At 65.7% G+C, this 26,666-nt stretch carries 16 protein-coding genes; 9 read left to right on the forward strand and 7 right to left on the reverse strand.

The genetic code is table 11. The features are described 5' to 3' along the window. Nucleotides 1–93: 93 nt before the first annotated feature. From VGN82_RS09200 to VGN82_RS09210, 3 genes are all read left to right on the forward strand, one after another. Nucleotides 94–1,125 (forward strand): DUF2793 domain-containing protein, encoded by a 1,032-nt coding sequence (locus tag VGN82_RS09200; protein ID WP_327526702.1) that lies wholly within the window; start codon nucleotides 94–96, stop codon nucleotides 1,123–1,125. A 140-nt stretch (nucleotides 1,126–1,265) separates the two neighbouring features. Further along, on the forward strand, nucleotides 1,266–2,297 hold the full coding sequence (locus VGN82_RS09205; RefSeq protein ID WP_327526703.1) for a methyltransferase domain-containing protein: 1,032 nt from the start codon (nucleotides 1,266–1,268) through the stop codon (nucleotides 2,295–2,297). Between the two features lie 242 nt (nucleotides 2,298–2,539). After that, complete coding sequence (locus tag VGN82_RS09210) at nucleotides 2,540–3,292, forward strand: class I SAM-dependent methyltransferase (RefSeq protein WP_327526704.1); 753 nt, start codon at nucleotides 2,540–2,542, stop codon at nucleotides 3,290–3,292. Between the two features lie 201 nt (nucleotides 3,293–3,493). Here VGN82_RS09210 and VGN82_RS09215 read toward each other — a convergent pair whose 3' ends face one another. From VGN82_RS09215 to VGN82_RS09225, 3 genes are all read right to left on the reverse strand, one after another. Continuing rightward, the gene (locus VGN82_RS09215; RefSeq protein ID WP_327526705.1) at nucleotides 3,494–6,835 is read right to left on the reverse strand and encodes a glycosyltransferase family 9 protein; all 3,342 of its coding nucleotides are present in this window, start codon (nucleotides 6,833–6,835) and stop codon (nucleotides 3,494–3,496) included. 42 nt (nucleotides 6,836–6,877) lie between these two features. Then, nucleotides 6,878–7,846 (reverse strand): ADP-glyceromanno-heptose 6-epimerase, encoded by a 969-nt coding sequence (gene rfaD / locus VGN82_RS09220; protein ID WP_327526962.1) that lies wholly within the window; start codon nucleotides 7,844–7,846, stop codon nucleotides 6,878–6,880. Nucleotides 7,847–7,990: 144 nt separating this feature from the next. After that, complete coding sequence (locus VGN82_RS09225) at nucleotides 7,991–8,761, reverse strand: ABC transporter permease (protein ID WP_327526706.1); 771 nt, start codon at nucleotides 8,759–8,761, stop codon at nucleotides 7,991–7,993. A gap of 534 nt (nucleotides 8,762–9,295) precedes the next feature. Between VGN82_RS09225 and VGN82_RS09230 the strand changes: the two genes are divergently transcribed. From VGN82_RS09230 to VGN82_RS09255, 6 genes are all read left to right on the forward strand, one after another. Further along, complete coding sequence (locus VGN82_RS09230) at nucleotides 9,296–10,717, forward strand: cytochrome P450 (RefSeq protein WP_327526707.1); 1,422 nt, start codon at nucleotides 9,296–9,298, stop codon at nucleotides 10,715–10,717. A gap of 14 nt (nucleotides 10,718–10,731) precedes the next feature. Then, nucleotides 10,732–11,580, forward strand: a complete 849-nt coding sequence (locus VGN82_RS09235; protein WP_327526708.1) for a lysophospholipid acyltransferase family protein — start codon at nucleotides 10,732–10,734, stop codon at nucleotides 11,578–11,580. Nucleotides 11,581–11,618: 38 nt separating this feature from the next. Further along, nucleotides 11,619–12,074 carry an acyl carrier protein gene (locus VGN82_RS09240; protein WP_327526709.1) on the forward strand — a complete coding sequence of 152 codons (456 nt, stop codon included), beginning with the start codon at nucleotides 11,619–11,621 and terminating at the stop codon, nucleotides 12,072–12,074. Then, nucleotides 12,071–13,261: a beta-ketoacyl-[acyl-carrier-protein] synthase family protein gene (locus VGN82_RS09245; RefSeq protein WP_327526710.1), complete on the forward strand. Its 1,191-nt coding sequence runs from the start codon at nucleotides 12,071–12,073 to the stop codon at nucleotides 13,259–13,261. Before VGN82_RS09240 ends, VGN82_RS09245 begins: the two co-directional genes overlap by 4 nt. A gap of 91 nt (nucleotides 13,262–13,352) precedes the next feature. Continuing rightward, nucleotides 13,353–14,174 carry an SDR family oxidoreductase gene (locus tag VGN82_RS09250; protein ID WP_327526711.1) on the forward strand — a complete coding sequence of 274 codons (822 nt, stop codon included), beginning with the start codon at nucleotides 13,353–13,355 and terminating at the stop codon, nucleotides 14,172–14,174. Continuing rightward, entirely contained in the window at nucleotides 14,171–14,959 is a 789-nt protein-coding gene (locus VGN82_RS09255) for a hypothetical protein (protein ID WP_327526712.1), read from the forward strand. Before VGN82_RS09250 ends, VGN82_RS09255 begins: the two co-directional genes overlap by 4 nt. Nucleotides 14,960–14,976: 17 nt before the next feature. Here VGN82_RS09255 and VGN82_RS09260 read toward each other — a convergent pair whose 3' ends face one another. The 4 genes from VGN82_RS09260 to VGN82_RS09275 all read right to left on the reverse strand — a co-directional run bounded on the left by VGN82_RS09260 (nucleotide 14,977) and on the right by VGN82_RS09275 (nucleotide 26,588). Further along, the gene (locus VGN82_RS09260; RefSeq protein ID WP_327526713.1) at nucleotides 14,977–16,302 is read right to left on the reverse strand and encodes a glycosyltransferase family 4 protein; all 1,326 of its coding nucleotides are present in this window, start codon (nucleotides 16,300–16,302) and stop codon (nucleotides 14,977–14,979) included. Between the two features lie 109 nt (nucleotides 16,303–16,411). After that, nucleotides 16,412–17,764: an aminotransferase class I/II-fold pyridoxal phosphate-dependent enzyme gene (locus tag VGN82_RS09265; protein ID WP_327526714.1), complete on the reverse strand. Its 1,353-nt coding sequence runs from the start codon at nucleotides 17,762–17,764 to the stop codon at nucleotides 16,412–16,414. Beyond that, nucleotides 17,761–25,218, reverse strand: a complete 7,458-nt coding sequence (locus VGN82_RS09270; RefSeq protein ID WP_327526715.1) for a type I polyketide synthase — start codon at nucleotides 25,216–25,218, stop codon at nucleotides 17,761–17,763. The genes VGN82_RS09265 and VGN82_RS09270 overlap by 4 nt, the downstream gene beginning before the upstream one ends. An 86-nt stretch (nucleotides 25,219–25,304) precedes the next feature. After that, complete coding sequence (locus VGN82_RS09275; protein ID WP_327526716.1) at nucleotides 25,305–26,588, reverse strand: glycosyltransferase family 4 protein; 1,284 nt, start codon at nucleotides 26,586–26,588, stop codon at nucleotides 25,305–25,307. Nucleotides 26,589–26,666: the final 78 nt, after the last annotated feature.

Below are 26,666 nucleotides of genomic sequence, written 5' to 3' on the forward strand. Positions count from 1 at the left end.
ATTTAGTCAGCCTCCCTGACCCAAGGCAAGGGGATTGTCGTCTTGACAATAGGAATAAAATCTCTTAACGTCCATCCGGAACAGGAGGTTTCCATGTCCGCCACCACCCGTCTCGCCATGCCCCGTATCGCCGCTGCGCAGGCCCAGAAGCATGTCACCCACAACGATGCTCTGGAGATCATCGATGCGCTGCTGCATCTCGCAGTCGAAAGCCGCACCACGACGGCGCCGCCGGCGCCGCCGGTGACCGGAGCCCGCTACCTCGTTCCCGTCGGCGCGACCGGCGCCTGGGCCGGCCATGCGGGCACCATCGCAGCGGCGGAGGGCTCCGCCTGGCTGTTCCACACGCCGCAGCCCGGCTGGCTCGCTTTCCTGCGCGACGAGGCCGCGTTCGTGGTCTTCGACGGCGGCGACTGGCTCCCGCTGCTTCGCGGCGCATCGCGCTTCGGCGTCAATGCCGAGCCGGACGCGACGAACCGGCTCGCGGTCTCGTCGCCCGCCGTGCTGTTGAACCACGATGGCGACGATATGCGGCTCGTGCTCAACAAGGCTGCGGTCGGCAATGTCGGGACGCTGCAGTTTCAGACCGGCTTCGTGACTGCGGCCGAGATCGGGCTGGCGGGCGACAACGACCTGCGCGTCAAGGTCCGGGACGGTGCGGGGCTGCGGCAGGCGCTGGTGGTGAAGTCGGGCAACGGGCGGGTCGGCGTCGGCGTGGCGGAGCCCGCCGCCGAGTTCGAGGTGGCCGACAGCAGCGGCGACGGCGATTGCCGCATCCAGCTCAGAGCCAGCCCGACGGAAGTCGCGCAGCTCGGCGTCTCGGCGACGCAGGTGTTTCTGGATACGGCAAGCGAGAAGCCATTCATCGTCTACGTCAATGGCGCAGCGCGCGCGCAGTTCGACGGCCAGGGAAACCTCGGCATCGGGGTGTTCTCGCCAACGGCCCGTCTCGACGTGGCAGGGCCGATTAAGGTCAAGTCGTATACCGTAGCGACCCTGCCCAGCCCTTCAAGCGTCGGCGCCGGTGCGATGGCTTACGCCTCGAATGAGAGCGCCGGGCCCGTGATGGTTTTTTCCGACGGTGCATCGTGGCGTCGTGTCACGGACAGGGCGGTCGCGAGCTAGGGGGGGCATTGCGATTGGGTTTGTGACCCGTCCGCTCATGCGTCCATGTGAGCCAGAGCTAGCCGATGCAAGCGGTGGCAGCTTGACGGTCGCGGACCTATCGCCTTCAACATGGGTTTTCGGATACGAGACTTCCCACGATGAATGATAACTTGGACGATCTTCGAGCGAAATTGGAGATCCTTTCCGGCATAACCGACGAGCATGCCCGACCATCGGCCGGTATACTTGCAAGCATCGTGAGAGATATCGATCTCGCACGGCTCAATACGAAGTTTTTCGGATATGAATTGGCGCATCGAATCGCCAGGGAACTTCCTGAGCCGACCGGGACGAGCGCGAGAGTTGTCGGGCTCACCTCCAAAGCTTCGACTCAGGCGGACCTCGAAAGCGAATGGGCCGCTCATTGGATGAGGGAGCTTCGGATTGCGAGGGTCATGCATCGCAAGATCTGGGAGGTTTGCTTTCTCCTGCAGGCGCTCCACGAATTCGACCTCCTGCGGCCCGGTGCTCGCGGGCTGGGATTCGGCGTTGGATCGGAGGCCATTCCCTCCTATCTCGCGAGTTGCGGCGTCGAAGTTACCGTGACGGACCTGCCGCCGACCAGCCATGCCGCTCAGGGGTGGCTCAGCACCAATCAGTGGGCTGAGGGGGCAGCCAGATTATTCTACCCGGATCTGGTGTCTCGGGAAGCATTCGATCAGAATATCTTATTCCGCTTCGAAGATATGAACGAAATATCGTCGGATCTCGTTTCGTATGATTTTTGCTGGTCTCTGTGCGCGCTAGAACATCTTGGAACAATTGCGAAAGGACTTGCGTTCATCGAGAATTCGCTGGGGACGGTGAAGCCAGGTGGCATCGTCGTCCATACGACGGAGTTCAATTTCTCGAACGATCGCGAAACGATCGACAACTGGTCGACTGTATTATTTCAGCGGGCGCATTTCATTGACATTGCAGCGCGCCTCGAAGCCGCAGGCCACAAGGTGCGCCCACTCGATTTCAATATCGGCCGCAAACCCATGGACCGCTTTATCGATTTGCCACCTTATCTGCACCAGTTGAGCCCTGAATTGCAGGCGTGGTGGGGCGGCGATGAGCGGCACGTCAAGCTTTCAATCGACGGCTTCGCGTGCACCTGCTTCGGATTGATCATTCAAAAATCGTGATCAGCTGCCTGTCGTCAGATCACATCTAATGTCCGATCATTGCCAGGTCGTGGAAGGCCCTGCTTGAGACTTCCACCCCTCCCCTTTGAGGTGCAATCATTGCGGACTGCGCGTTGCGAGGAGGGCTAGGGTGCACTCCAGCAACGTCTCATGCGCCCATGTGCGTGGCAGCGAAAAATCGGTTCCATCCGGAACGCTGCTAGGGTAGGTCAAGACGACTAGCAGCATGTACGGGTCCGACAATGGCCGCCAAAGCGATGACACTGGAACAGGCACCGAAGATTATTTCGTGCAAGCTCTGCGGTTCCGACTCTAGGCTCAAATTTGGTCTGCCATATAACAAGCGCGCCAATCACCCCATTCCAGACGAGCCTGACGATTGCTGGTATTATCAGTGCGATAATTGTAACTTCCTGTTTACTCCAGCCTTGGATGAGGAAGATCATACCGAGATATACGACGAAACCTATTGGCATAATCAAGATCCGGATTGGTACGGCCGCGTCACTGAAACATTCCGCCTGGTCGCCCTGGCGAATGAGCTTCTGAAAAGGCGCCTTGATCAGATCGAAATACTCGATTTTGGCTGCGGTATCGGCGGCTTTCTTGATATGAGCCATAGGAGTCTTGGTCTCAAGACTTGGGGGACAGATATTATTCCTCCGAAAGTTGGCAAGGATTGGTTCCTCAAAGATCTTGGCGACAAAAAATTTGACGTCATTGTCGCTTGCGAGGTGATCGAGCATTTGCCTAACCCGAGGAAGATCTTCGATTTCATTCGCTCCCACCTTAAGTCGCCTGGTGTTTTTGCATTTCAGACCGCTCAGTGGGATCCTGCGTCGCTCGATCGAGATTGGTGGTATCTCGGCCCGCATAACGGCCACATCAGCCTGTACAGCCGCGAAGGCCTCTCACATGTCTTCCAGGATATGGGTGGTGTCGATCGTCGGCTCTGGAACGAATATGCCGGCCTACAGGCGTGGCTTTTCGAGTAGGCGCAGCGCCGGGCTCGCCGTCGGAGCACCTCCCGATGGGTGGATGAAGGCGCGCGCGAAGTGCGCCCGGTGACATGCGAGATCGAGAAGTTGCGTGTCTCGCAGTGCACGGACCTTCTCTGGATCCGGTCAGGTTGCGTTGCAATCTGACCGGAGCGTGCTCCGAGCAGGGTGGCGCTCGGCCTATTCGAGTGAACGCTCCTAGGCCGTCGTGGCGGCGGGGCTCTTCGCCCGCCCCAGCACCCTTCCCACCGCATCGGCGACCTCGCGCGGGCTCAGCCCGTCGAGGCAGGCCATGGCCTTGCCGCATTCGCTGGGGTCCTCGATGCCGCAGCCGCAGCAGGGGATACGCTTGGAGACGATCAGGCCTTCGCCATCCTGGCCCCATTCGTTCCAGTTGACCTGATCCATGTGGACGCCGACCGTGCGCACGCCGCGCATCGATGCGAGGTGCTTCGGCCCGGTATCGTTGCCGATGAAGACGGCGGCGTGGGAGACCAGCGCGTCGAATACCTCGAACTCCGTCCGCCCGGCCTTGACCTGGATGCCGCCGATCGCCTCGATCTGCGCCATCCGGTCCGCCGGCACGGGGTCATCCGAGAACATCACGATCTCGCGGCCGGTCTCGGCGCGCAGCAGACCGGCGAGCGCGACGTAGTGGCCGAGCGGCCAGCGCTTGATCGCCAGCCGTGCGCCGACATGGATGGCGATGTAGCCGTTCGGCTCCAGCCCCAGCGGCGCCAGATGGCGCGCCAGCGCCGGGTCGGCCGGAAAGCGCGGCGGCGGCGGGGCGAACATCGTCGCCAGCGCCTCGACGAAAGCGCCGATCATCGCGGTGTGCGACACCGCCTCCTTGCGGTTGACGGGATCGCGCGTCAGCAGGTCGATCCCGAAATCCAGGAAGCCGAAGCGGTGCGGCTTGAAGCCGGCGCGGTAGCGCGCGTTGATCAGCGTCAGCACCGGGCGCGATTCCTCTCCGGGCGAGAGATCGATGGCGATGTCGACCGGCGTCTGCGCATAGCGCTGGCGCAGCGCGGCATGGGCCATGCGGCCAAGCCAGCGCTTCCGCGTACCGTGGTCATAGGTGAAATCGACCGTGAAGACCTCGTCGAACAGGCCGCTGGCGCGCAGGATATAGGCGTTGACCGGCGTCACCAGCCCCTCGAAACGCGCCTGCGGGAAGATCTGGCGCAGCCGCCTGATCGCCGGCATCGAGGTCGCGAGATCGCCGAGCTGGTCGAGCCGCATCACCAGCACGCGCTCGACCGGCCGGTCGAAAGCCGAGCGCGACGAGGCGCGCGCCGTCGCGGGCAGGGCCAGAACCCGTTCCGTGAGCGTCGCCTCCGGAGCAGCCTCGCCGGGCGCTGGCACGAAGGCGTCGGATAGCCCGTAATCCTCGCCCGGGCGGAGATCGTCGATGATGACGGTCTCCTCATGCGCCTGGTAACCCGAACTCCTGAGCTCGACATAGGCCTGCAGCCGGGCGGGGCCACGCGGCAGCTCGCGCGTGTCGATCCAGCTGTTGACGTAGTATTTGCCGCGCCCCTTCGCATCGACCCCGCTCGGCGAAGGCTCGGCGATGTCGATCGTGCGACCGTCGATGCGCAGGCGCATCCGCAGCGGCGGATCGCGCGTGACGAGGCAGAGCCGGATTGCGACCACGCCGACCAGCCGGGGATAGCTCCTGCCGTCGATCTCGCTGCGCAGCCAGCCGATCTGCAGGCAGTCCAGTCGCTCCGGCCCAAAATCGACGCCGTCCTGCAGATCGGCGATGTCGAGCACGGCCGTCAGTGACCCGGAGGCGTTGTCGGCACTGGCCTCGCGCAGGCGCTCGCGGATATCCGCCTCGGCCGCCCAATACACGGCGCCGAAGCCGGGATGATCCTCGGCCAGCGCCGCGATCGCCTGCGGCTCCATGCATTCGCGCGCGACCGAAGCGAGCTCCTGCGCCGCCGATTCGTGGTCGGGCTCGCGCTCGAGGACGGCGATGAACGCCTCTGCCGCGCCAGCGAAATCGCCGCTGGTCTTGCGCTGGATCCCGAGATCCGTGCCGTAGCGTCCGGGCATGGCGGCCGCCGCGCGCTCCGTCCAGAGCAAGGCAGCGTCGACCGCGCCGCGCCGTTTCAGCGCATTGGCGAGATGGATGCAGACCTCGCCGACCTGAGAGGGCAAAGCCGTTGGCGCGATGGTGGCGAACCAGTAGGCCAGTGGCGCCTGGCGGCCCTGATCCGCCAGCGTCAGCAGGCGCTGCGGGGCGTCGTCATCGCCGCCGGGCAGCAGGCCGAGCGCGATCAGTTCGGAGAGTCGCTGCCGATTGTCCGACTCCTCGTCACCGTCGTCGGTCAGGATGGCGGCGGGCACGAAGTCACGGGCGGCACAGGTCGCCAGCGTCGCGCGCTGCGTCGGCACGGCAAAGGCCGCGGCCACCGCGGCCGGTGACGACGCCGCGGTGCGCAAGGGGGCGGCGAGGCGGTCGGCGACCACCGCGGCCACGTTGAGGCACACCCGCGTCGCGATGGCGGCGAGGCTGTAGGCGCCCTGTTGGGGCAGCGCGGCATAGATCGGCCGGCCGCGCGCCGGCAACGCCTCGGCCAGCGCGGCGATGGCCTCGACGAGCCCGGCGCCTTGCCGGCCGGCTTCGTCGAACAGCTCCTGCCTGACCGCGGCCGCGGCGGCCGCGGCACGCCGCAGGGTGGCCCTTTCCGTGGAGCCGTCCGCTTCCACGACCTGCAGCGCGATCTCGCCCTGTTGCGGATCGGTGGCGGAGAGGCTGTCGGAAACCGGGGGGACGACCGAGAAATCGAGCGCTTCGGCCAGCCGGGCCAGGCCCTCGGCCGGCTTGACCGAGGAAAAGGCCGTGGGGCCGAACTGCGTGCCATATCGGCTGGCCCAGGCGCCGCTAGCGCCGAAGATGGCGTTGTAGAGAGGCTGCCGCTCGGCGATCGGCCCGCCGACGATCAGCGCGAGATCGCCGAGCAGCCCGGCAATCTCGCCATCGCCGTGCATGGCGGCATCTTCGGCGGCTGCGGCCAGTCGGCGCCAGTCCAGCGGGGCGGCTTCCAGTCCGAGCAGCCGACCGAGCAGCCGTGGTGCGCCCTCGCCGTCCTCGATCGGCGTCGTGAAGAAATCGTTCTGCAGGCGCTGGTTGCCGCGCGCCGAGTAGTCGAGCTCAGCCGCCGCTTCGGGATGGCCGCGTGCAGCGCTGCGGGCATAGGCCCAGCGCGCAGCCAGATGGTTGCCGGTCAGCTTGAGCAACTCTCCCGCCTGAAAGTCGGCCTCCACCTTGTCGACCTCGTCCGAGACGGCGAGATATTCGGCAAGCGCCTCCCGGCAGAAACCCATTTCCTTCAGGCAGTGGCCGACCTGCATGAGCAGGCCGTTACGATTCGGATGCAGCGCCACGAATTGGCGATAGAGGTCGTGGGCGTCCTGCCAGCGTCGGGCGTCGCGCGCAGCGTCGGCCTGGGCGAGCAGCAGCGCGTTGCGGCGTGGCACCAGCAAGCCGCGGACCTGCCGGCTCAGTTTGCTAATCCGTTTGTCCACGAGCACCATCGCGAGCAGGATTTCCTGGGGAGGGCGAGCAGACTAGCGGGAGGCCGTCCAGCGCTGCACATAATCGTCGATTCCGTCCTCGAGAGAGGTGCCGCCGCCCATGAAGCCAGCTTCACGGGCCCGGCTCATATCCGCTTCCGTGAAATATTGGTACTTGCCGCGCAGGATCTCGGGCATGTCGACATAGCGGATGCGAGGCTCCTGTCCGAGGCTGCGGAAGGTGGCGCTCGCCAGATCACGGAACGTGCGCGCCGTGCCGGAGCCGACATTGAACAGGCCGTCGATCGCGGGGTTGGCGAGCAGCCACTCGACCATGGCCACGCAGTCCTCGACATAGACGAAATCGCGCTTTTGGCCGCCGTCCTCGTAGCCCTCCTTGTGGGACCTGAAGAGTTCGATCGTCTCGCCGTTGATGATCTTCGGCATGATCTTGTTGATGACGGAGCGCATCTCGCCCTTGTGGTCCTCGCCGGGGCCATAGACGTTGAAGAACTTCAGCCCGGCCCAGCGGCCGAGCGGCCGCCCCTGCTCCGTTTGCCTGGCGGCGCGCAGGTCCACGAAGGCCTTGCTCCAGCCATAGGCGTTGAGCGGCCTCAGGGCGCTGAGATGAGCGAGGTCCATGGCGTCACTGAAGCCCTGCCCACCATCACCGTAAGTTGCCGCCGAGGAGGCGTAGACGAGCCGAGATTCGTTGGCGCGCGTCCATTCCCAGATGTCCAGCGTCGCGCGGATATTGTCCTGGAGGATCCGGTCGGCGTCCTGCTCGGTGGTCGCGGAGATCGCGCCCATATGCACAAGGGCAGGAATCTTATCGGCGTTGGTCGCGAGGTACTGCTGAAGCGCTTCCGGGCGAATGACGTCGTGCAGGGGCAGCCCCAGCAGATTCCGCCACTTGTCGCTGCGTCCGAGCCGGTCGCACACGACGACCCGGACGCCGGTCTCAGCAAGACGTCGCGAAATATTGGACCCGATGAACCCGGCGCCACCGGTGACAATGACAATGTCGTCGGCTGAGAACAAGTTGCGGCGTTGTTTCGTCATAGTCAGTCGTTCAAGCCCGATAGGTTATCTGTTTCAATAGGGAGCAAGGCGCCGCCGGCGCCGGCACCGGCCGCGTGTCGAGATGCTCGCCGGCGACGAAATCCATCAAGCATCGAGCCGGTCTTTTACGGCTTCGATCAGCAAGAGCCCGACCGCCGTCATGATCAGGCCGCTGGAGAAGCCGTAGAACATGTCATAGTGCGTCACGACATTTGGGCCGAACACGCCTGAACGGAAAAGCTCGAACGCGTTGACCGTCGGAACGAGCAAGAGATATTCGTGCGTCGATGACGGCAGCCAGTCGACCATGAAAAAGGTCCCGGACACTGGCAGCAGGAAATACTGCACGGGTTGGAAGAACTTTTCGACGGCCTCGGAAATCTCCGACAGGCCTGCATAGATGCAGGCAAATCCGGTTCCGATGCAGCCCATCATCAGCCAGCCCAGCAGCATGTTCTCATAGCTGTAGGCCGGCTCGATGAGCCTCGTGGCGATCAGGATCGCGTAGATCACCAGCGTGGCGGCGGTCGCGCCGAGAAACTCCATGAATATTCTCGAAATCAGCGAATCCAGATGCGTAATGAGCCGGTGTGTCAGCAGCACGCCCTTGTTCATGCGCAGGATGAACACACCGGACGACATGATGTGCCTCTGCAGTGTCAGCGGCATGTAGCTGCTGAACACGAAGGCGATGATCTGTACGCCGTGCTCGAACGAGCCTTTCAGGACGGACCAGACGACCATCACGCCGACGCATAGCAGCATCGGTTCGAGCACGACCCAGAGGAAGCCGATGTTCTCGCGCCCGTAACGCGTGACCATGAAGCGGATCGCGAGGGCGTTCATCGTACGGGCCTGCAGGGCGAGCGACCCCATGAAAGAGCGCCCGCCTGACCCGCCATGATACCCCGTCTCTCGCAATGCCCTGCTCCTCGATTTGCGCTGTTATCGGTTACTCATGGCGTAACGGCAACAGCGTCCCGCTGGTCGCTGTTGGCGTCGTCCGCACTTGATCGTGCCACGAGGATCGCACTCTGTTCCGCTGCCTGTTCTCCGCCCGCGTGCCCGCGCCCCTAAGCCACCAGCCATCGCAATCCCTTGGCGTCTCTGCATGAAGGCATGATCTGTGCCGGCTTGATGACCGGACGAAGACGGCCGCCGGAGCGCATACGCATCGCGCAGGCCCGGCATCGCTTCCCGGCTCGGCATTGTCGCTCCAGGCGCGACGGCGGATCGACAGCGCGATGATCGAGACGGCGTGTTGCGCTTCGACAACGCCACTGTCCCCGCGGAGCCGCCCAGCTCGACGGAGTTAGGGATATGCTTGGCGGAGCATCGCTTCCGCTTGGATGCGAGGATATGTCTGTCAGCCGCAGCATGCGTCAGCGATTCGCGGCTTGAGAGCCATTGATGATGAGATTCTATCGGTCTCCCGATAATCTGGAGATCATCACTTCGGACGAGTATGTTCCGCCTCATCCGATCCCGCATTCGGATGACCTGAACATCATTCAGATCATCCTTGGGGCGAGAAGCAATCTCATCGGTGTCTGGCCGGAGGCCTATTATCGCTCGACCATCGATAGCTTTCGCATTCTGGGTCGCCAGATCGTCTTCGTGAACGATCCGGAGCATATCCGCCACGTCGTCGTCGCGCGGCACGGCAATTTCGAGCGCAAGAGCCCGCAGATGCGGCGCGCGCTCGAGGCGCTGCTTGGCGACGGGCTCTTCATCAGCGATGGCGAGACCTGGAAGCGGCGCCGGCCGCTTGTCGCCGACATCGTCCACAAACGCCGCCTGCCGGAGTTCGGACAGACGATGGAAGAGGCGGCCCTCGCCGTCGCGCAGGAATGGGCGGCGCTTCCGCCGGGCTCCGAAATCGAACTGACCGAGGAAATGGGCCGCCTGACCGCGGCGATCATTTCGCGCGCGGTGTTCGGCAAGAACATCGCGCGGGATGCGGCGCAGCAGGTCATCGAGGGCTTCAGCGCCTATCAGCGCCACGCGGACTCGTTCAACCTGGGCTACTTCCTCGGCGCCGACAATGGCTGGCCGGCCTTTGGAGGCAGGCGCCGCCGCAAGGCGATCGCGATGGTGCACGACGTCGTCGAGAGCGTGATCAACGCCCATCTCGCCGGCGAAGGCGATGCCGGCTCGATGGTGGACCTGCTGATACGCCGCAATGAGAAGGCCGGCGGTGAACCACTCGACGTCACCGCATTGCGAAACGAGGCCGCGACGATCTTCATGGCCGGGCATGAGACGACGGCGACGACCTTGACCTGGGCCTGGTATCTGCTCGCCAACGCATCCTGGGCTGCGAGGAGCGTTCGCCAGGAGATCGACAGCGTCTGCGGCGCGCGGGCTCCCGCGCTCGCCGATCTGCCACAACTGCGCTGGTGCCGTGCGGTGATCCAGGAAACGCTGCGGCTCTATCCGCCCGTTCCATTGCTGCCGCGGCAGGCTTTGCAGGCGGATCGCATCGGTCCAGTCGACGTGGAGAAATCGGCGCTCGTCATGATCGCGCCGTGGCTGCTGCATCGCTCGCCCGATCTTTGGGAGAAGCCGAATCACTTCCTGCCCGAGCGCTTCCTGTCCGGCGCCCGGATCGACCCCTTCGCCTACATCCCCTTCGCCGTCGGCCCGCGCATCTGCCCCGGCATGAATTTCGGCCTGGATGAAGCGACATTGTGCCTGGCGATCCTGGCGCAGCGCTTCGAGGTCTTGCCTCGCGACGGCTACAAGGCCGAACCCGTCTGCCGCCTGACGCTCAGGCCGAAGGGCGGACTGCCGGCGCGCCTCGTCGCGCGCCAGGCCCGCAATCCCCTCTAGGACGGACTGGCCTCATGCAAGCCCTTGAGAGAGTGCTGCATCGGCTGCTGCGCCGCTTGCCGATATCGTTCGTCTCGGATCTCGGGGCGCGTCTGGCCTGGCTGAAGATCCGCTTCATCGATCCCGCGGTCGCCCGCAAGGCGCGCGCGAATATCCGCCGGCATTTCCCGGATATGCCCGATGCCGAGGTCGAGAAGCTGGTCTGGCGCTTCGTGGCCAATGTCGGGCGCCTGATGGCCGAGTTCTCGGTCGTCGACCGCTTCGCCGCGGCCGACCGCATGGAGTTCGTCGGCGTCGAGGCGCCTCAGGCCAATGTCGGCAAGATGCCGACCATCGCGCTCTGCCTGCATCTCGGCAACTGGGAGGTGCTGGCCTCGGCCATGCAGATGATCGGCGTGCCGATCGCCTCGATTTCCGAGGTTCCGGAGAATGCCGCCCACCGCGACATCGCCGAGGCGACTCGCGGGAACTTCGATGTCAACGTGCTGACGCCCGACCGCAATGGCGCTTTGCGCGCGCTGTCCATCCTGAAGGCAAACGGGGTCGTCGCCGTTTTCCCGGACGAGAAGCGCGGCAATACGATGATGGCGCCCCTCTTCGGGCGCCCACCTCACATCACGGGCAATCTGGCCCTGGTGGCCAAGCTCGCGCGGCGCACGGGCGCGCAGCTTGTCGTGGTCTACTGCGAGCGGCTGGAGGATGTCCGTTTTCGACTGCATTTCGAGGGGCCGTTTCACATGCCCCCCGGCAGCGACGGCCCGCTCTCCGACGTCGCCTTCCTCAACGGGCAGATCGAGCCGATCATCCTCCGGCATCTCGACCAGTGGTATTATCTCGACGACGCGATCGGGCCGATCGCGTAGCGGGCGCCGGGGCTGTCGCGCGTGTTGGCGGAGCGCCGATGATCGCGTCGCTGTTTTCGACGCCGTCTGACCACCGACACCTTCCGAATCAGCGTACTGCCTATGGGGCAGTTTGGGCTGGCCAGCGGTCGGCACGCTTTGCTAACTCAGGCAGATGTGCGGGCAAGCGGTTCCGCAGGGGGATGCAATCGGCCATGGCGAGTGAGGCACCAACGATCACGCTCGATCTCATCATCGAGATCCTCAAGGAGGTGGTCGCGGAAAGGACGCCGGGCAGCCAGGTCAAGGTCGAGGCAGCCGGCTGGGGGCGCGACACCTCGCTGGAGGAGGCGGGCTTCAACTCATACGATTTCGTGGAAATCATCTTCAAGATCGAGGACCGCTTCGGCATCGAGATCGATTACAACGCCAACAATGGCGTCAACGATGCACGGACGATCGGCGAGATCTGCGAGGCGCTCCAAAAGCTTCTGGCCAAGAAGCAGGTGTCATGACGCGTGTCGTCGTTTCGGGGCTCGGCATCGTGTCGCCGGTCGGCTGCGATGTCGCGAGTTTCTGGCAGGCTCTGATTTCGGGGCAGGACAGCTTGAGAGAGGCGTCCACCCTGCCGGGCAAGGGCATCCAGGTGGGCGAGATTCTCGGCCACGACTTCATGGCAGGACTGCCGCTTTCGGCCTCGGTCTGTGATCGGAACGCGCTGTTCGCCGTCGCTGCGGCGCGTCAGGCCCTGGTGTCGGCCGGCCTGGGGGATGGACTGCCGCACCCCGAGCGTGTCGGCGTCATCCTCGGCAATTCCGCCGGCGGGCAGAGCAGCACCGACGAGCAATATGCCAGATTCTATGCCCACAAGCGCCCGCACCCGATGACCGTCGCCAAGGTGATGGTGAGCTCGTCGGCGAGTTGGGTCTCAATGGTATCGGGCGCGACCGGCCCCTGTTTCGTGACGTCGAGCGCCTGCGCTTCGTCGAACCACGCCATCGGCACCGCCCTTCAGTTCCTGCGGGCCGGGCTGGCCGATATCATCGTCGCAGGGGGCACAGAGGCTCCGCTCACCGTCGGAACGCTGCATGCATGGGATTCCATGAAGATCATGTCGCGCACGGCATGCCGGCCCTTCGCGGCCGGGCGCGACGGGCTCGTGCTCGCAGAGGGCGCGGGCATGATCGTGCTGGAGACGGAAGCGCATGCGCGCAGCCGCGGCCTGACGCCGACCGTCGAGGCGGCGGGCTTCGGCTGCTGCGCCGATGCAGGCGATATCGTCGCGCCCAATGTCGATGGCATGGCGCGGGCGATGAACCTTGCGCTGGCCGACGCTGGTGTGACCGCAGGCGACCTGGCTTATATCAACGCACATGGCACCGGGACGCGCGCCAACGACCGGGCTGAGACTTTGGCTCTGAAGCAGCTCTTCGGCGACAAGCCGCTGCCGCCGACGTCCTCGACCAAGGGGGTGACCGGCCACTCTCTTGGCGCGGTGGGAGCCTTCGAGGCCATCGCCACGGTCATGGCCATCGAGAACGGCATGGCTCCGCCCACCGCGAATTTCGACGCTCCCGATCCGGAATGCGATTTCGACTGCGTGCCCAATGAAGGTCGGGCTATGCCGATTCCGGTCGCCATGTCGAATTCCTTCGGTTTCGGCGGGCTGAACACAGCGTTGGTCTTCAGGTCGTTACGCTAGCATCGCTGAAAGGAGGCTACGGGACGATGGTATTCGAGACTGCTGACCGGCCGTCCCGCGACGGCTTGACCGGAGATTGCCTGCAATGCCCGTGCTGCCTCCGCTGAAGGTCGCCGTCATTTCCGGCGGCTCGAGCGGTATCGGGCTGGCCTGCGCGCGCACGCTTCTGGGGCGCGGCTATCGCGTCGTCCTGCTCGCGCGCGACCTTGACAGACTTCGGGATGCGGGCGCTGCCCTGAGCCCCGACAACGGCGACCTTGTCGAGTTTCTGCCGGTCGATGTGGCCGATGCGATCGCGGTGCAGGATGCGATCGCCGGGATCGCGACCCGCTACGGCGGCATCGGCTGGCTGATTACCTCGGCGGGTATCGCCGAGCCCGGCCTGTTTCGCGATCTCGATCTCGGCGCCCACCGGGCGCAGATGGAAACCAACTATTTCGGCACGCTTCATCTGATCCATGCGGCCATGCCGGTCATGAGACGCGGTGGCCGGATCACGCTGGTTTCTTCCGGGGCGGCCTTTATCGGCATCGCCGGGTACAGCGGCTACGCGCCCGGCAAATTCGCCGTGCGTGCGCTGGCGGAAATCCTGCGCCTCGAGTTGGAAGCCGAGGGAATTGCTATCAGTGTGGTGTTTCCGCCGGATACGCAGACGCCGCAGCTCGAGCGCGAGAGGCTCAAGCGCCCGCTGGTGACGCGCCTGATCTCGGAGCAGGGCGGCGTGCTGACGGCCTCGCAGGTGGCGGAGCGGATCGTCGCATGCGCGGAACGCGGAGATTTCATCATCGCGCCGTCGAGGACGATCGCGCTCCTGGCCTGGTTTCACAGCCTCTATCGCCCGATCATGGCGTGGCAACAGAGACGATTCCTGAGAAGCGACCGGGGCGGTCGAGACGGTGCGGGGATGGCATGATCTACATCTGCTACGGCATCACGAAATCCGCCAGCACCTTCCTCTATCAGCTCACGGAGGAGACCTTCCGGGCGGCCGGGCGACCGGTCGTCAGGCTGGGGCCGCCGCTGCGGCCGGCTGATTCAGTCGAGAACTACTTTGACTTCCTTACCGATCCGATCCTCGAATCAATCCAGCAGGCCGCTGCCGGACGGGACGTCGTCCTGAAAACTCACGGCCCGCCGATCGGGGCGCTGGCGAGGCAAATCGCTGCCGGCACATTGCTGGCGAATGCTTCGATCCGCGATCCACGCGAGATCGCCTTGTCCATGCTCGATCATGGCGATCGGTCCCGGCAATGGCGGCAGCACCGCTTCTCCGAATTCGCTGAGGTGGCCGATACGCTAAATGCCCTGGATATCCAGATCGGGCTGTTCCGGTCATGGGCAGGCATCGCCGGCGTCCGAGTCTTCAAGTACAATGACATCTGCTTCGACAGCGGCGCCGTCGTGGCGGCCATCGCGGCCCAGATCGGCGCGGCAGTCGAGCCGGACAGGGTTCTGCGGAGGTTCAAGAGCAAGACGCGGATCGGCCAGTTCAGTAAGGGCCAGGCGCTGCGCTACACGGAAATGTCTTCAGAGGATCAGCAGATCTTCCTGGATCGCTATGCCGAACTCTACAGTGAGATCGATTTCGAAACGGAAGGCGCGCGCCTTGCCGCCGCACGTCAGAAGGGCCAAACGCTGCGTCCTTCCGGCGAATTTTTCCAGCATTTGATTAATTTCCGCCGCCGGTTTCGCATCTGACCCGCGCCCGCGCCGGATTACCCCAGAACCCGATCATAAACCGCCTTGATCCGCTCGGTATGCCGTTCCGGCGAAAAGAAGTCGGCGCGCTTGCGCCCGCGGCTGACGAGGTCCGCGCGCAGATCGGCATCGGCATCGAGCGTCCTGATCGCGTCGCGGATGGATTCGATCCTGTAGGGGTCGACCAGGAGGGCGGCGTCGCCGGCGACCTCGGGCAATGAGCTGGCGTTCGAGGTGATGGTCGGTGTACCGAGCAGCATCGCTTCGAGGATCGGCAGGCCGAAGCCTTCGTAGAGCGAAGGCAGCAGCACGGCTCGCGCGCCCCGGATCAAGCTGAAGAGGGCAGTCAGGGGCACGTAGGGCAGGCGCTGGACCCGCCGCTCGGGCCTGATATGCGAGCCGTCGAAGCGCCAGCTGAGCAGCCGCTCGTCCTGAAGCGTCTCGAGATCGCGGTCATATTGCCAGCCGAGCCCTCCGACCAGAACGAGTGGCCGCGGCGTTCCCGACGCGGCGAAGGCCTCGACCATGCGGGAGATGTTCTTCTTGGGTTCGACGGCACCGAGGAACAGGAAATACTCCTTGAAGGCGAGGCCGTAACGGTTCTCGATGTCGCGAGCGACCTCGTCGTCTGACACAGAGGCGATTTCCTTGGGAAGCGATACGGACTGCCATGTCGTGGTGATCCGATCGTCCGGGACATTGAAGAATTCTTGGATATCCCGCTTGGTGAATTCCGACACCGTAACGATATGGTCGGCGGTTTCGACGATGCTTTTGATCGTCCGGTAGAAGTACTTCTTGTTGTCCAGGGTCGCGTAGGGCAGCCGCAGTGGAACGATGTCGTGGATCGTGTAGATGTTGGCCGCGCCTTTCACATAGGCCGGCATCGGGCGGGTGACGTGGAACAGGTCGGTGCGGCGATCAGGGTGCACGGCCAGGCGCCGCCCAAAGCGATTGAAGTGGAGATAGGCGCGCTCCCACAGGCGAACGGCGCCGAGCATCGGATGGCGCCGATCCGGCGTCGTTCCCGAGCTCGGGTCGAGCACGATGCGTGGTGCAGGCAGACGCTGCGTTTTCGCGCCGCCGGGAACGCCGATCGTCCAGTCGATCGCGCGCGAGATCTCCTTGAGAGGGTCGATGGCCTTCGGATCGACGGCGTCGTTGAGCACCACTTCCGCAAGAAGGGCCTCCCGGCGGTTGATCTTGCGTTCCAGCCCGATCAGCAGTTCGACGTCATGGCCCAACCCGGTCGCGGCGCTCGCGAGATTGCGGGCATAGGTGGCGATGCCGGTGCCGTGCTTGAGCGTCATCGCATGGGCTTCGAGAAGGATGTTGTTCGACACCGGGTTAGGCCCTTCTTGGAGCTGACGGACGGAGACGACCGGAGCTGATGTCAATTCACGCAGGCGCGGCAGCAGACGCGCGTGCCTCGCAGGCACGCCCGGCCGTCGCCTAGCGGTGGAGGATCTGCTTCAGGGAATGATCGCCGAGATCCTGCACTTCCCGCAGGAGGCAGGCGATCGCCTGATCGATCTGGTCGTCGCTATGCGTCGCGTTGATGAAGAAGCGCAGGCGCGCGGCCTTCTCCGGAACGCCCGGCGGCACGATCGGAAAGGCGTTGATGCCCTGTTTCAGCAGGCGCTCGGCGAGCACGACGGTGGGAACTGTCTCGCCGATGACGACGGGAACGACGCCATAGCCCCAGCTGTCGCCGGTATCGAGCCCGGCTTCGCGAGCCCGATCCCGAAATCGCCTGGACTGCTGCTGGAGACGCGCCACGCGCGCAGGCTCGCGGCCCATCAGGTCAAGCGCGACGGTCGCGGCGACCGCGTTGGTCGCGGGCATGCCGACGCTGTAGACGAATCCCGGCGCCTGGTGCTTCAGCAGGTCGACGACCGCCGCGCAGCCGGCGACATATCCGCCGCAGCTGACCAGTGATTTCGAGAGCGTGCCGAGCCAGAGGTCGACACCCTGCGGGTCGACACCCTGATGCTCGAAGATGCCGCGCCCCGTGGCTCCCAGCACACCCAGCCCGTGAGCGTCGTCGATCATCAGCCAGGCCGAGAAATCGGTCTTGATGGCGATCAGCCGGTCCAGGTCCGGCCCGTCCCCGTCCATCGAGAACAGGCCTTCCGAGACGATCAGGACCCGCTTGAACCGGTGCCTGTCCGCGGCGAGCATGGCTTCGAGCGCATCGAGATCGTTGTGCGGGAAGTTCCGGCGGGCACAGCCGGCGAGTTGCGCCCCGACCACGATGCAGTTGTGGATCAGGGAATCGTGGAGGATCAGATCCTTCGGGCCCAAGAGCGTCGCGATCGTCGAGACCGCTCCGGCATGGCCCGACACGAAGGCGATGCAATCCTCCGTCTCGTAGTTGCGGGCAAGCGCGGTCTCGAGGTCGCGGTGGACGCGGCGCTCACCGGCCGTGATCCGGCTGGCCGAGACGGAGCTGCCGAATTCCGCAACGGCCTGCGAGACCGCCTCCGCGATCTCCGGATGCCCGTTCAAGCCGAGATAGTCGTAGGAGGCGAAGTTGACGACCGGCTTGCCGTCGATCACCGAGGTCGCGCCGGCGCGGGTTTCGTGCAGGCGGTAATAGGGGCTCTGCAGCTTGGCGAATTCTGCAAAGCTTCGCTGGAACTTCATCTGCTGGTAGAGCGGGTGATCCTCGAAGGCGGTGCTGACGCGCGGCTGCGCGCGGCTCGGGCGGGGTGCCGAAGCAGGTGCGGGGCGCGGAGCCTCATCCATCCGTGCCAGGAGGCTGGCGAGGGCGCCATCCGACAGGGGCTTGCCATCGCCACTCATTCTGCGCCGCCATGGCCGGATTTGCGAACCATCGCCTCGATCTCGCTCGCCTGTTCGGGAGAGAGTTCCATCTTCGTGTGGACGTTGGCCAGCCTGATGATCGTCGCCTGCATGTTTTCCGCCGGCACCGGCTCAGCCTTCTCTTCGCTCTGGTCAAGCTGCTCGACGATGTTGGCGGCCATGTCGCGAAGGCTGCGGTCGCCCGCACCCACCACTGCGATCTGGACCCCGATGGCGGATTCGAGCGCCATGTGGAGCTCGAGCGCCATGAGCGAGTCGAGGCCGAGATCGGCGAGAGGCCGCGTCAGATCGACCTTGCCCTCGGCCATGCGCAGGATCTCCGCGACTTCCCGGCGCAGCACCCCCGTGACGATCTCGGTCGCCTCGTCCCGGCTCTTGCCGCGCAGGGTCGAGCCGAGATCGTCGGCATGGGTAGCCCGCGCTTCGCCGCCGGGATGTGCGAGGTCCGCGAAAGCGGCGCTCTTGAGCAGATTGAGCCTATCGGCGCCCGTGCCGCCGGCGATGCCGGCGAAGAACTGCACCGGACCGACCGTGTCACCGAGGCTCAGGAGCCGCCCGAGATGGGCGAGGGCCTCGAAGGCGCGCATCGGGACGACGCCGGTCGCGCGCCGCAGGCGCTGGCCGAGCTGCTTGTCGCGGGCGATAAGGCCGACATCGGCGATCGCGCCCCAGCCGATGGCGAGGCCGGGTTTGCCCTGGCTCCGGCGGCTGCGCATGAAGCCTTCGAGGAAGCCGTTGGCGGCGACGTAGGCGCCCTGGCCGGGGCTGCCGATCAGCGTTGTCGCCGAGGAATAGGCAACGAAGAGATCGAGCGAGTGCTCCCTGGTGGCGTCGGCGAGGTTGATGACGCCGTCGATCTTGGTCCTCAGCACGGGCTGCAAGCGCTCGGGCGAGAGATTGGCGATCAGCCCGTCGTCGAGATGCACGGCGGCATGGATGACGCCACGCAGTGGGCCGTGGTCGCGCGCCAGCCGCTCAACCGTCGCGGCGACGGCCGGGGCATCGCCCACATCCAGCGGCTCGACGATCACGGTCGCGCCGCGCTCGCGCATTTCCGCGAGTTGCGGCGCCAGATCCTGCTCCACGACGCCGCGTCGCGAGAGCAGCGCGATGTGCGAGGCGCCTCTGCGCGCGAGCCATTGCGCCGTGGCGAAGCCAAAGCCGGTCGTGCCGCCGACGACCAGATAGAGCCCCGGGCGGGCCCGGTAGCGCACGGCCGCCAGATCCGGGCGGGCGGCGCGCGGCGGCCGGATCACGATCTTTCCGATGTGCTCCGAGGCCTGCATGGTGCGGAAGGCGGTGCCGACCTCGTAGGCTTCGAAGCTGCGATAGGTGAGAGGGCGCAGCCCCTGCTGTTGGAACGCCTCGGAGAGGCTCGCCATCATCGAGCGCACCAGCTCGGGATCGGCCGCCAGCAACTCGTCGAGATCGACGCCGCTATAGGCGATGTTGCGCAGGAAGGGCCGCAGCGCCAGCTGCGTGTTATCCAGGAAATCGCGCTTGCCAAGCTCGAGGAAACGGCCGAACGGCTTCAGCAGGCGGAAGCTCGCGAGCATGGCCGAGCCCGCCAGCGAATTCAGCACGACGTCGACACTGCCGAATGTCCTGCGGATCTCGGAGGCGAAGCGTTCCTGACGCGAATCGAAGACCGCATCGGCGCCGGCCGCCATGGCGATCGCGCGGCGCGCGGGGCTGCTGGCCGTGCCCAGAACGCGCGCGCCGTGCAGCTTGGCGATCTGGATCGCGGCGAGGCCGACGCCACCCGCAGCGCCATGGACCAGCACGTCGTTGCCCGCGCGGATGCGGCCTCTTTCGACGAGCGCATACCATGCCGTGGCGAAGGCGACGGGGATCGTCGCAGCGGCCTCGAGATCAACGCCTTCGGGCACCGGGAAGAAGTGCCAATCCGGGCTGACGACATGCGAGGCGAAGGCGCCGACGGCAAAGCCCATCACCGGGTCGCCCGGCTGCAGCCGCGTGACGCCGGCGCCGACGCGGCTGACACGGCCGGCGCATTCGAAGCCGAGCGCAGCCCGGGTCAGCCCCGCGCCGAGCAGATCGTCGTCGAGGAGCCCGAGCCCGACCATCACATCGCGGTAGTTCAATCCCGCGGCGGCGACTTCGACCTCGATCTCACCCGCCTTGGGCTCGGGGCGCGGCTGCCGCTGCCATTCGAAACCATCGAGACCGACGCCATCGGCGAAGTGCAGAACGGCGCGCTCGTCGGCACCAAACGGCGCATCGCGTTCGACGCCACGCCGGATGCGGGCCACTTCGATGCCCGATGGCGTCAGGCGCAATTCGCGCTCGGCATTGTCGAAGCTCAGGACATCGGCGACGCGGCCGGTCGCCTGTCCCGTGATCTCGACGAGGCGGATGTCGATCTCGGGATATTCGTTGATCGCGACGCGCATGAAGGCGTGGATGCCGGCATCGGCGCCTGCACTGCGCGCCTCGCCGGCGTGATCGGCAGAGCTCAGGAGCAGCAACCGGCAGGGCCGCCCGGCGCCGGCAAGCAGCTTCAACAGGTCGGCCAGGGCCTCGATGCGCGAGGCCAGCGCGGGGCCGTGGACCCTGGCGGTCTCGGACGCGACGACGATCGTCGCTCGCTCGCCGGCCGGCAAGCCGTCGAGCCAGGCGGGCAGGTAGGTCGTCCTGTCGGGTCCGAAGGCGGTGGCCGTCGCCAGCCCGTAGCGGCGAGGATCCTCGTCCTGTTCCGATCCGGCGATGATGGCGATGTGTTCGGGCACGGCCGGCCGCGGCAGCGAGGCGGCGCGAGCGGTGAGCAGGGTCAGCGTCGCATCGGATGACGAACGGCTCTCGATCGATCCGGCATGCCTCTCCTGCAGATGTCGCCGGGCCGCCTCAAGGCTGGCCCCAGCTCCACCATTCCGGTCCTGCCAGACCGATGGCGTCGACGCGCCGAGCAGGAACGAGAGATGCCGATCTTCGGTCGGTTCGACGAGCAGAACCGGCGCATCGCCGGCAAGCAGATCGAGCGCGCCGCCAAGGGCTGCCTGGTTGGCATCCCCAAAGGGCGAGAGCGGCATGCCGAAGCCGATCAGCGCGTCGAAGCCATAGGGCGCTGATTTTTCGATGCCCTCGAGAACCAGCATGTCGAACAGGCTGCCGACCCCCGGCCAGTGGCGCTTCTCGTCGGCACTCGCTGAATCGGCCACGGCGAGCGTGACGTGAACGCGTCTGCTCCGTACGGCGTCCGCCAGGGCGTCGGCGAGACCGCTGTTCCAGTCTCCCGTCACGAGGATCCGAATGGGCCGTGCCGCGGCCGATGCCCAGGCGGTGAGGGTCTGCGCCGCGACGTCGCGCACAGCCGCCGAAATGCCGAGCAGGCTCCAATGGTCGGGAACGAGGGCGCCCGCGCGCGGGTCGATCTCGCCCGTCTGCAGGAAAGGCCCTACCAGCGTCAGCGCGCGTGCCGCGAGACGCAGTTCCCGGTTCGCCGCCGGGAAACGCTGGACGAGGGTGCCGAGCAGGGCCTCGGGCGAGGGGATCTCGAAGGATTCGGAAAGCCGGCTTTCCAGATCGGTGACATCGAGTGCGCCCGCCGCGGCGAGGATGCTGCGCGCCAGCTCGAAAAGCTCGCCTGCGCTCTGCGCGACCGTGCCGTCGACCTCGACGCTTTCGAAGCTGTCGGCTCCATCCTTCGGCATCAGATCCCGGCAGACCCTGTGCGCCAGCGAGATGGCGAAGGCCTTCATGACGAGCGAGAGCTGTTTCGTCTCGACCTGTATCGTCGGCAGGCTGTCGGTGGCGGCCGACGGCGTCGGGAGCGAGAGCGGCCCGACCGCCAGATGCTCCTCGCGGAACATCCGCTCGCTCATGAACGGCTTGACCAGATGGACCGAGCGCAGGACCGCAGCCTCGACCGAGGCCACGAGATCTCCGGCATCGTCCATCAGTGCCACGGAGAGCGTCTTGAAGCGGTCCGTCTCCCGCATCAGCTTTGTCACCGAATGCGTGACTGCCCGTCCCGGCTTCCAGACGCGGATCTGCCGGAAACGGATGGGAAGATGCGCCTTGCGTTCGCCGTCGCGCTGCGGCCGCGCCAGGAATAGCCCGTGGAAGCTGGCGTCGAGCGATACCGGGTGCAGCGCATGGCGATCGTCGTAGGCGCCGGTGCCGCCCTGCGGAACCGAAAGGCGGCTCTCGCCGACGGTCTCGTCGCGGAGCGTCGAGCGTACGACCCGGAAATGGGGGCCGTAGTCGAGGCCCGCGCTCTCGGCCGCCGCATAGATCTCGGCGGTCTCGCTCAGGATCGGCTCGGCGACCACGGGGATCTCGGCCTTTCGCGCGGCCGCAGCGTCCGGAATCGGCCACAGCGTTCCGCGGGCATGGAGGATCCAGTCGTCGCCGGTCGCAAAGCGACGCCGGCTCCAGATCTCGATCGTGTCCGTGTTCTCGAAATAGCGCGTCGATATCTCGCGGGTTTCGTCATCGCCAAAGGTCATGGCCTTGGTGATGTCGAACTCTGCGATCTCCAGCGGAACGTCGCCGAACAGCTCGCGGCCGGCAGCGAGGCCGATCTCGATCAGGCCCGAGGCCGGCATCACGGCGCCGCCGTCGACCCTGTGGTCGCCGAGATAGGGCAGCAGGACGGGGTCCATGAGCTGGCGCCATTCCGCCGCTCCGTCGGAGACGCGGGCCCCGAGCAAGGGGTGCAGCGGCTGGCTGCCGATCAGGCGGCCATGTGCGGTGATCGCCTCGCTGGTGCCGTCGAAACGGTACTGCTCCGGCTGGAACGGATAGGCGGGTAGCGCCTCGACCGTGGCGGGCGCGTCGCCGAAGACGGCGCGCTGATCATGCCGGACGCCGTTGACCGCGAGGCGCGCCACGACGCTGCGCAGAGGATCCCGGTCCGGCGGATCGTTCGCGGCCAAGGTCGCGAGGATCGGCCTTTGAGCCTGGTTGGCCTTGACGATGTCGCCGAGCGGCCCGGTCAGGATCGCGCGCGGCGCGATCTCGACGAGGGCTGCGTCGGGATGAGCCGCGAGCGCGGCTTCGACGGCCTCGACGAAGCGGACAGGGCGGCGGATGTTGTGCCACCAATACTGAGCGTCCAACTCGGTCGGCGCGAGCACCTGCCCGGTAACCGTGGAGTAGAACGGAACATGGCCGTCACCGGCCGCCAGCCCGCCGAGATCGCCGACCAGCGCCGCACGCACGCCCTCGAGCGCGCGCGAGTGGAAGGGATAGTCGACTTGCAGAGGCACACCGGCGACCCGCTTCTTGCGAGCGAGGCGGGCAAGACGCTCGAGCTGGTCAGCCGGGCCGGAGACCGTCGTCGACAGGGCGCTGTTGTAGGCGGCGATGTCGACGCCGTCGGTGCCCGCCTCGCTCAGCAGGTCCTCGACGGCCGGGGCGTCGGTCGCCAGGACGAGCATGCGGCCCTTGCCGCGCACGGCCTCCTGATGCTGGCTGCGCTTGTGCATGATGCGCAGGGCGTCGGACCGCGAGATCAGTCCGGCGCACTCGGCCGCCGCGATCTCGCCGACGCTATGGCCGAGAACGCCGACCGGCAGGATGCCATATTGCTGCAAGGCCGCGCCAAGAGCCGACTGGACCGCGAAGATCATCGGCTGCGCGATCGAGGTCGGCTCGAGCTGCTCGGCCGTGATGCCTCGGCGCAGATGTTCCGCGATCGACCAACCGGCGATGCCGGCATAGATGGCGTCGATCTCGTCGATCTCGCGGCGGAAAGCAGGGTTCTGGCGATAGGCGCCGCTGCCCATCTCTGCGAACTGGGCACCGTTGCCGCTGAAGACAAAAATCGCTGGGCGATCATCGTCGTGGGCGATGGCTGTCGAACTCCCGTCCCTGGTCTTGGCGCCTTGTCCGAAACCACGCAGGGCCGCCTCGACCATGCCCGACGCTTCAGCGCCATCCGCGAGCGGAATCGCCAGGCGGTGAGGCATCACCTCGTGCTGGTAGGCGAGGGCACTCGCGATACGCTCTGACCTGACGCCGTCTGCGATGGCCTCGGCGAGGTCCAGCGAGCGCTCTCTCAGGGCCTCTTCCGTGCCGGCCGAGACTAGCAGGATCTCGGCAGCGGACCGCGGTGTTGAGAAGGTCCTCACTGGTTCATGAATGCGCGCCGAGCGCAGGACGGCATGGCCGTTCGTGCCGCCGAACCCGTAATTGCAGATGCCGGCAAACAGGTCGCCGGCGTCCGCCGGCAGTGTCAGTGGCTGTGACGCTGGTGCCAGGTTGAGATCGGCGAAGGGGATTGCGGCATTGGGGGCATCGGCGAACAGCGACCGCGGCAGAAGGCGGTGCTCGAGTGCGAGACTGGCCTTCAGCAGGCTCGCCAGTCCCGAGGCGGCTTCGAGATGGCCGAGGTTCGATTTGACCGAGCCGATCGGCAGGGGGGCCGCGCGTCGCCGGCCCAAGGCTTCGCCGATGGCGACCGCTTCGATGGGATCGCCGATCTTGGTCCCCGTTCCATGGGCCTCGACGAAGGCCAGCTTGTTCGGATCGAGTGCAATCGCGTCGTAGGTGTTCTCGATCAAGTGCCGCTGCGACTCCCCGGAGGGCAGCGAGATGCCGTTGGTTCGCCCGTCGGCGTTCGTACCTGCGGCGACGACCACGCTGCGAATGCGACGGCCTTCCGCGATGGCTTCGGGTTCGCGTTGCAGCAAGAGGACGACGGCTCCTTCCGACCGGACATAGCCGTCGGCCGCGTCCGAGAAGGGTCTGCACATCCCGGTCGGGGACAGCATGCGGGCTTGCGAGAACCCGATGAACGGCACCGGCGAAAGCAGCATGTTGACGCCGCCGACGACCGCCAGATCGACCTTGCCTGCGCGCAGCGCGTTGACGGCCTGGACAAGCGCCACGAAGGACGACGAGCATGCGGCATCGACGGTGAAGCTCGGGCCCTTCAGATCGAAGACGTAGGATATGCGGTTCGACAGGATCGATAGGGCGTTGCCCGTCATGAAATGGCTGCCGATCACCGCCGGATCGAAGGCGCCGACGCTCTGATAATCGGCGAGCGAGGCGCCGACATAGACGCCGACATTGCGCCCGGCGAGCGATGAGGGCGGCAGGCCGGCATCCTCAAAAGCCTGCCAGGTTGCCGTCAGCAGCAGGCGCTGCTGCGGATCCATCTGCTGCGCTTCGCGCGGCGATATGTTGAACGGTGTCGGGTCGAAGCCGAACGGGTCGTTCAGATAGCCGCCGGCGAAGGTGTATGAAAAGCCGGGACTGGGATCACCTGCCCGCAGGAATCGCTCGATGCTCCAGCGCCGGAGCGGCCGCTCCGAGATGACGTTGCGACCATCCAGCAACATCTGCCAGAAAGATCCGAGATCATTCGCGCCGGGGAGAATACCGGCGGCTCCGATGATCGCTGATCCAGCAAAGGTCGGCGGCTCCCGAAACGACATCGACCCCTGAAATCCTGCCCATCTCATGCAAGAGAGTGGCCGGTAGTCCACTCCAAGCAAGGCTCTTCTAAAGCTCGCCCGCTGATAAGGGGCCAGCGCAGAAAATACAATATTCAGGCCAATCCGGCGGCTTCGATTTCGCGGATGAATGGGCCCAGCGCAGAAAAGTAGTCAGACCAGGTAAAATTCGCATAGCCGTCGGTTCCGGTCAGCCGACTCGGTCCCGCGTTCAGCAACGCCATCACGGCGGCCTCCCAGCCAGGTCCGTCGATCGGATCGACGAACATCGTCGCAGGATGGCCGACTTCGCGATGAGCGGCGATGTCTGAGGCGATGACGGGCGTCCCAAGTGCCGCCGCCTCGACGATCGGCAAGCCGAATCCTTCGATGAAGGACGGCATCAGCAAGGCCCGGGCGCCGCTGATCAGGCGCTTGAGCGCAGGCGTCGAAAGCCCTTGGAGCACATGGATGTGGCCGCTGACATGGCCGCTGCGCTTCAGCCGGTCGAGAATCAGGTCGCCCTGCCAGCCCTTCGAGCCGGCGATGACGAGATGCGGGGCGCTCGGACCGAAGCGGCGGTGCAGGCGCTTCCAGACTTCGAGAAGGAGCAGATGGTTCTTGCGGAGTTCTATGGCGCCGCAGACGACGAAATAGGGAATGCCGGCGAGCGCCGGGTCCGGGTCGGGCGGCTCGCGGAAGATCGAGGGGACGGGCAGGGGCAAGGCCAGTGTGGGCAGCTCCCTGACGCGGCGATTCTGCAACTCGGCCTCGATTGCGCGCTGAGCGGTCTTCGTCGTGACGATCAGGCCGGCCGCGTATTGCGCCGTCTGATCGACCATCGCCGCATGGGCCTTGACCGCGCTTGGGGCGACATATTCCGGCATCTCGAGCGGAATGACATCGTGCAGCATGAAGAGGGGGCGGATGTCGGGGCGCCGCTTCAGCCAGCGCAGCAGGAACGGGACGGCGAGCCCGATCTGGCCGACATTGATATAGACGGTGTTCCGCCCAAGCGTGCTGGCGGCATCGCGGCCGAGGCCGATCCCGGTCGCGCGCAGCAGCGAGGTCATCCGCCCCGTCAGGGCGAGTGCGCCATTGGGCGCGAGATGCCACGACGACTGGCCGGCATTGATCGACGGAGCAAAGGCGGCCCAGGTCCGGTCGACGGCGGGCAGTCGGTTCTCCGCCCATAATTCCTCAAGACGCGCGAGCCCGCGAAGCGCCCGTTCACGCGGGAAAACCCGCGTGCCCCAGGCCGTCGGCAGGATCGCACAGCAATCTTCTGTCGAGTGCTGGAAGAAATGGCGCGCATAGGCGAGGTCGACACGGTCGATGCCGCGCGGGGTCAGCGAGAGCGGCCCCAAGAAAAGTCGTGTCGCATCATATGCGATCGGCACAGAAACGTCCTGAAAGCTCTGGGGGGAAGCGGAGATCGATCGTCACGGACTCGCGATGCGCGGAGGGAGGCTGACGCT

It is taken from the genome of Allobosea sp. (assembly GCF_035999205.1).
Taxonomy (GTDB): domain Bacteria; phylum Pseudomonadota; class Alphaproteobacteria; order Rhizobiales; family Beijerinckiaceae; genus Allobosea.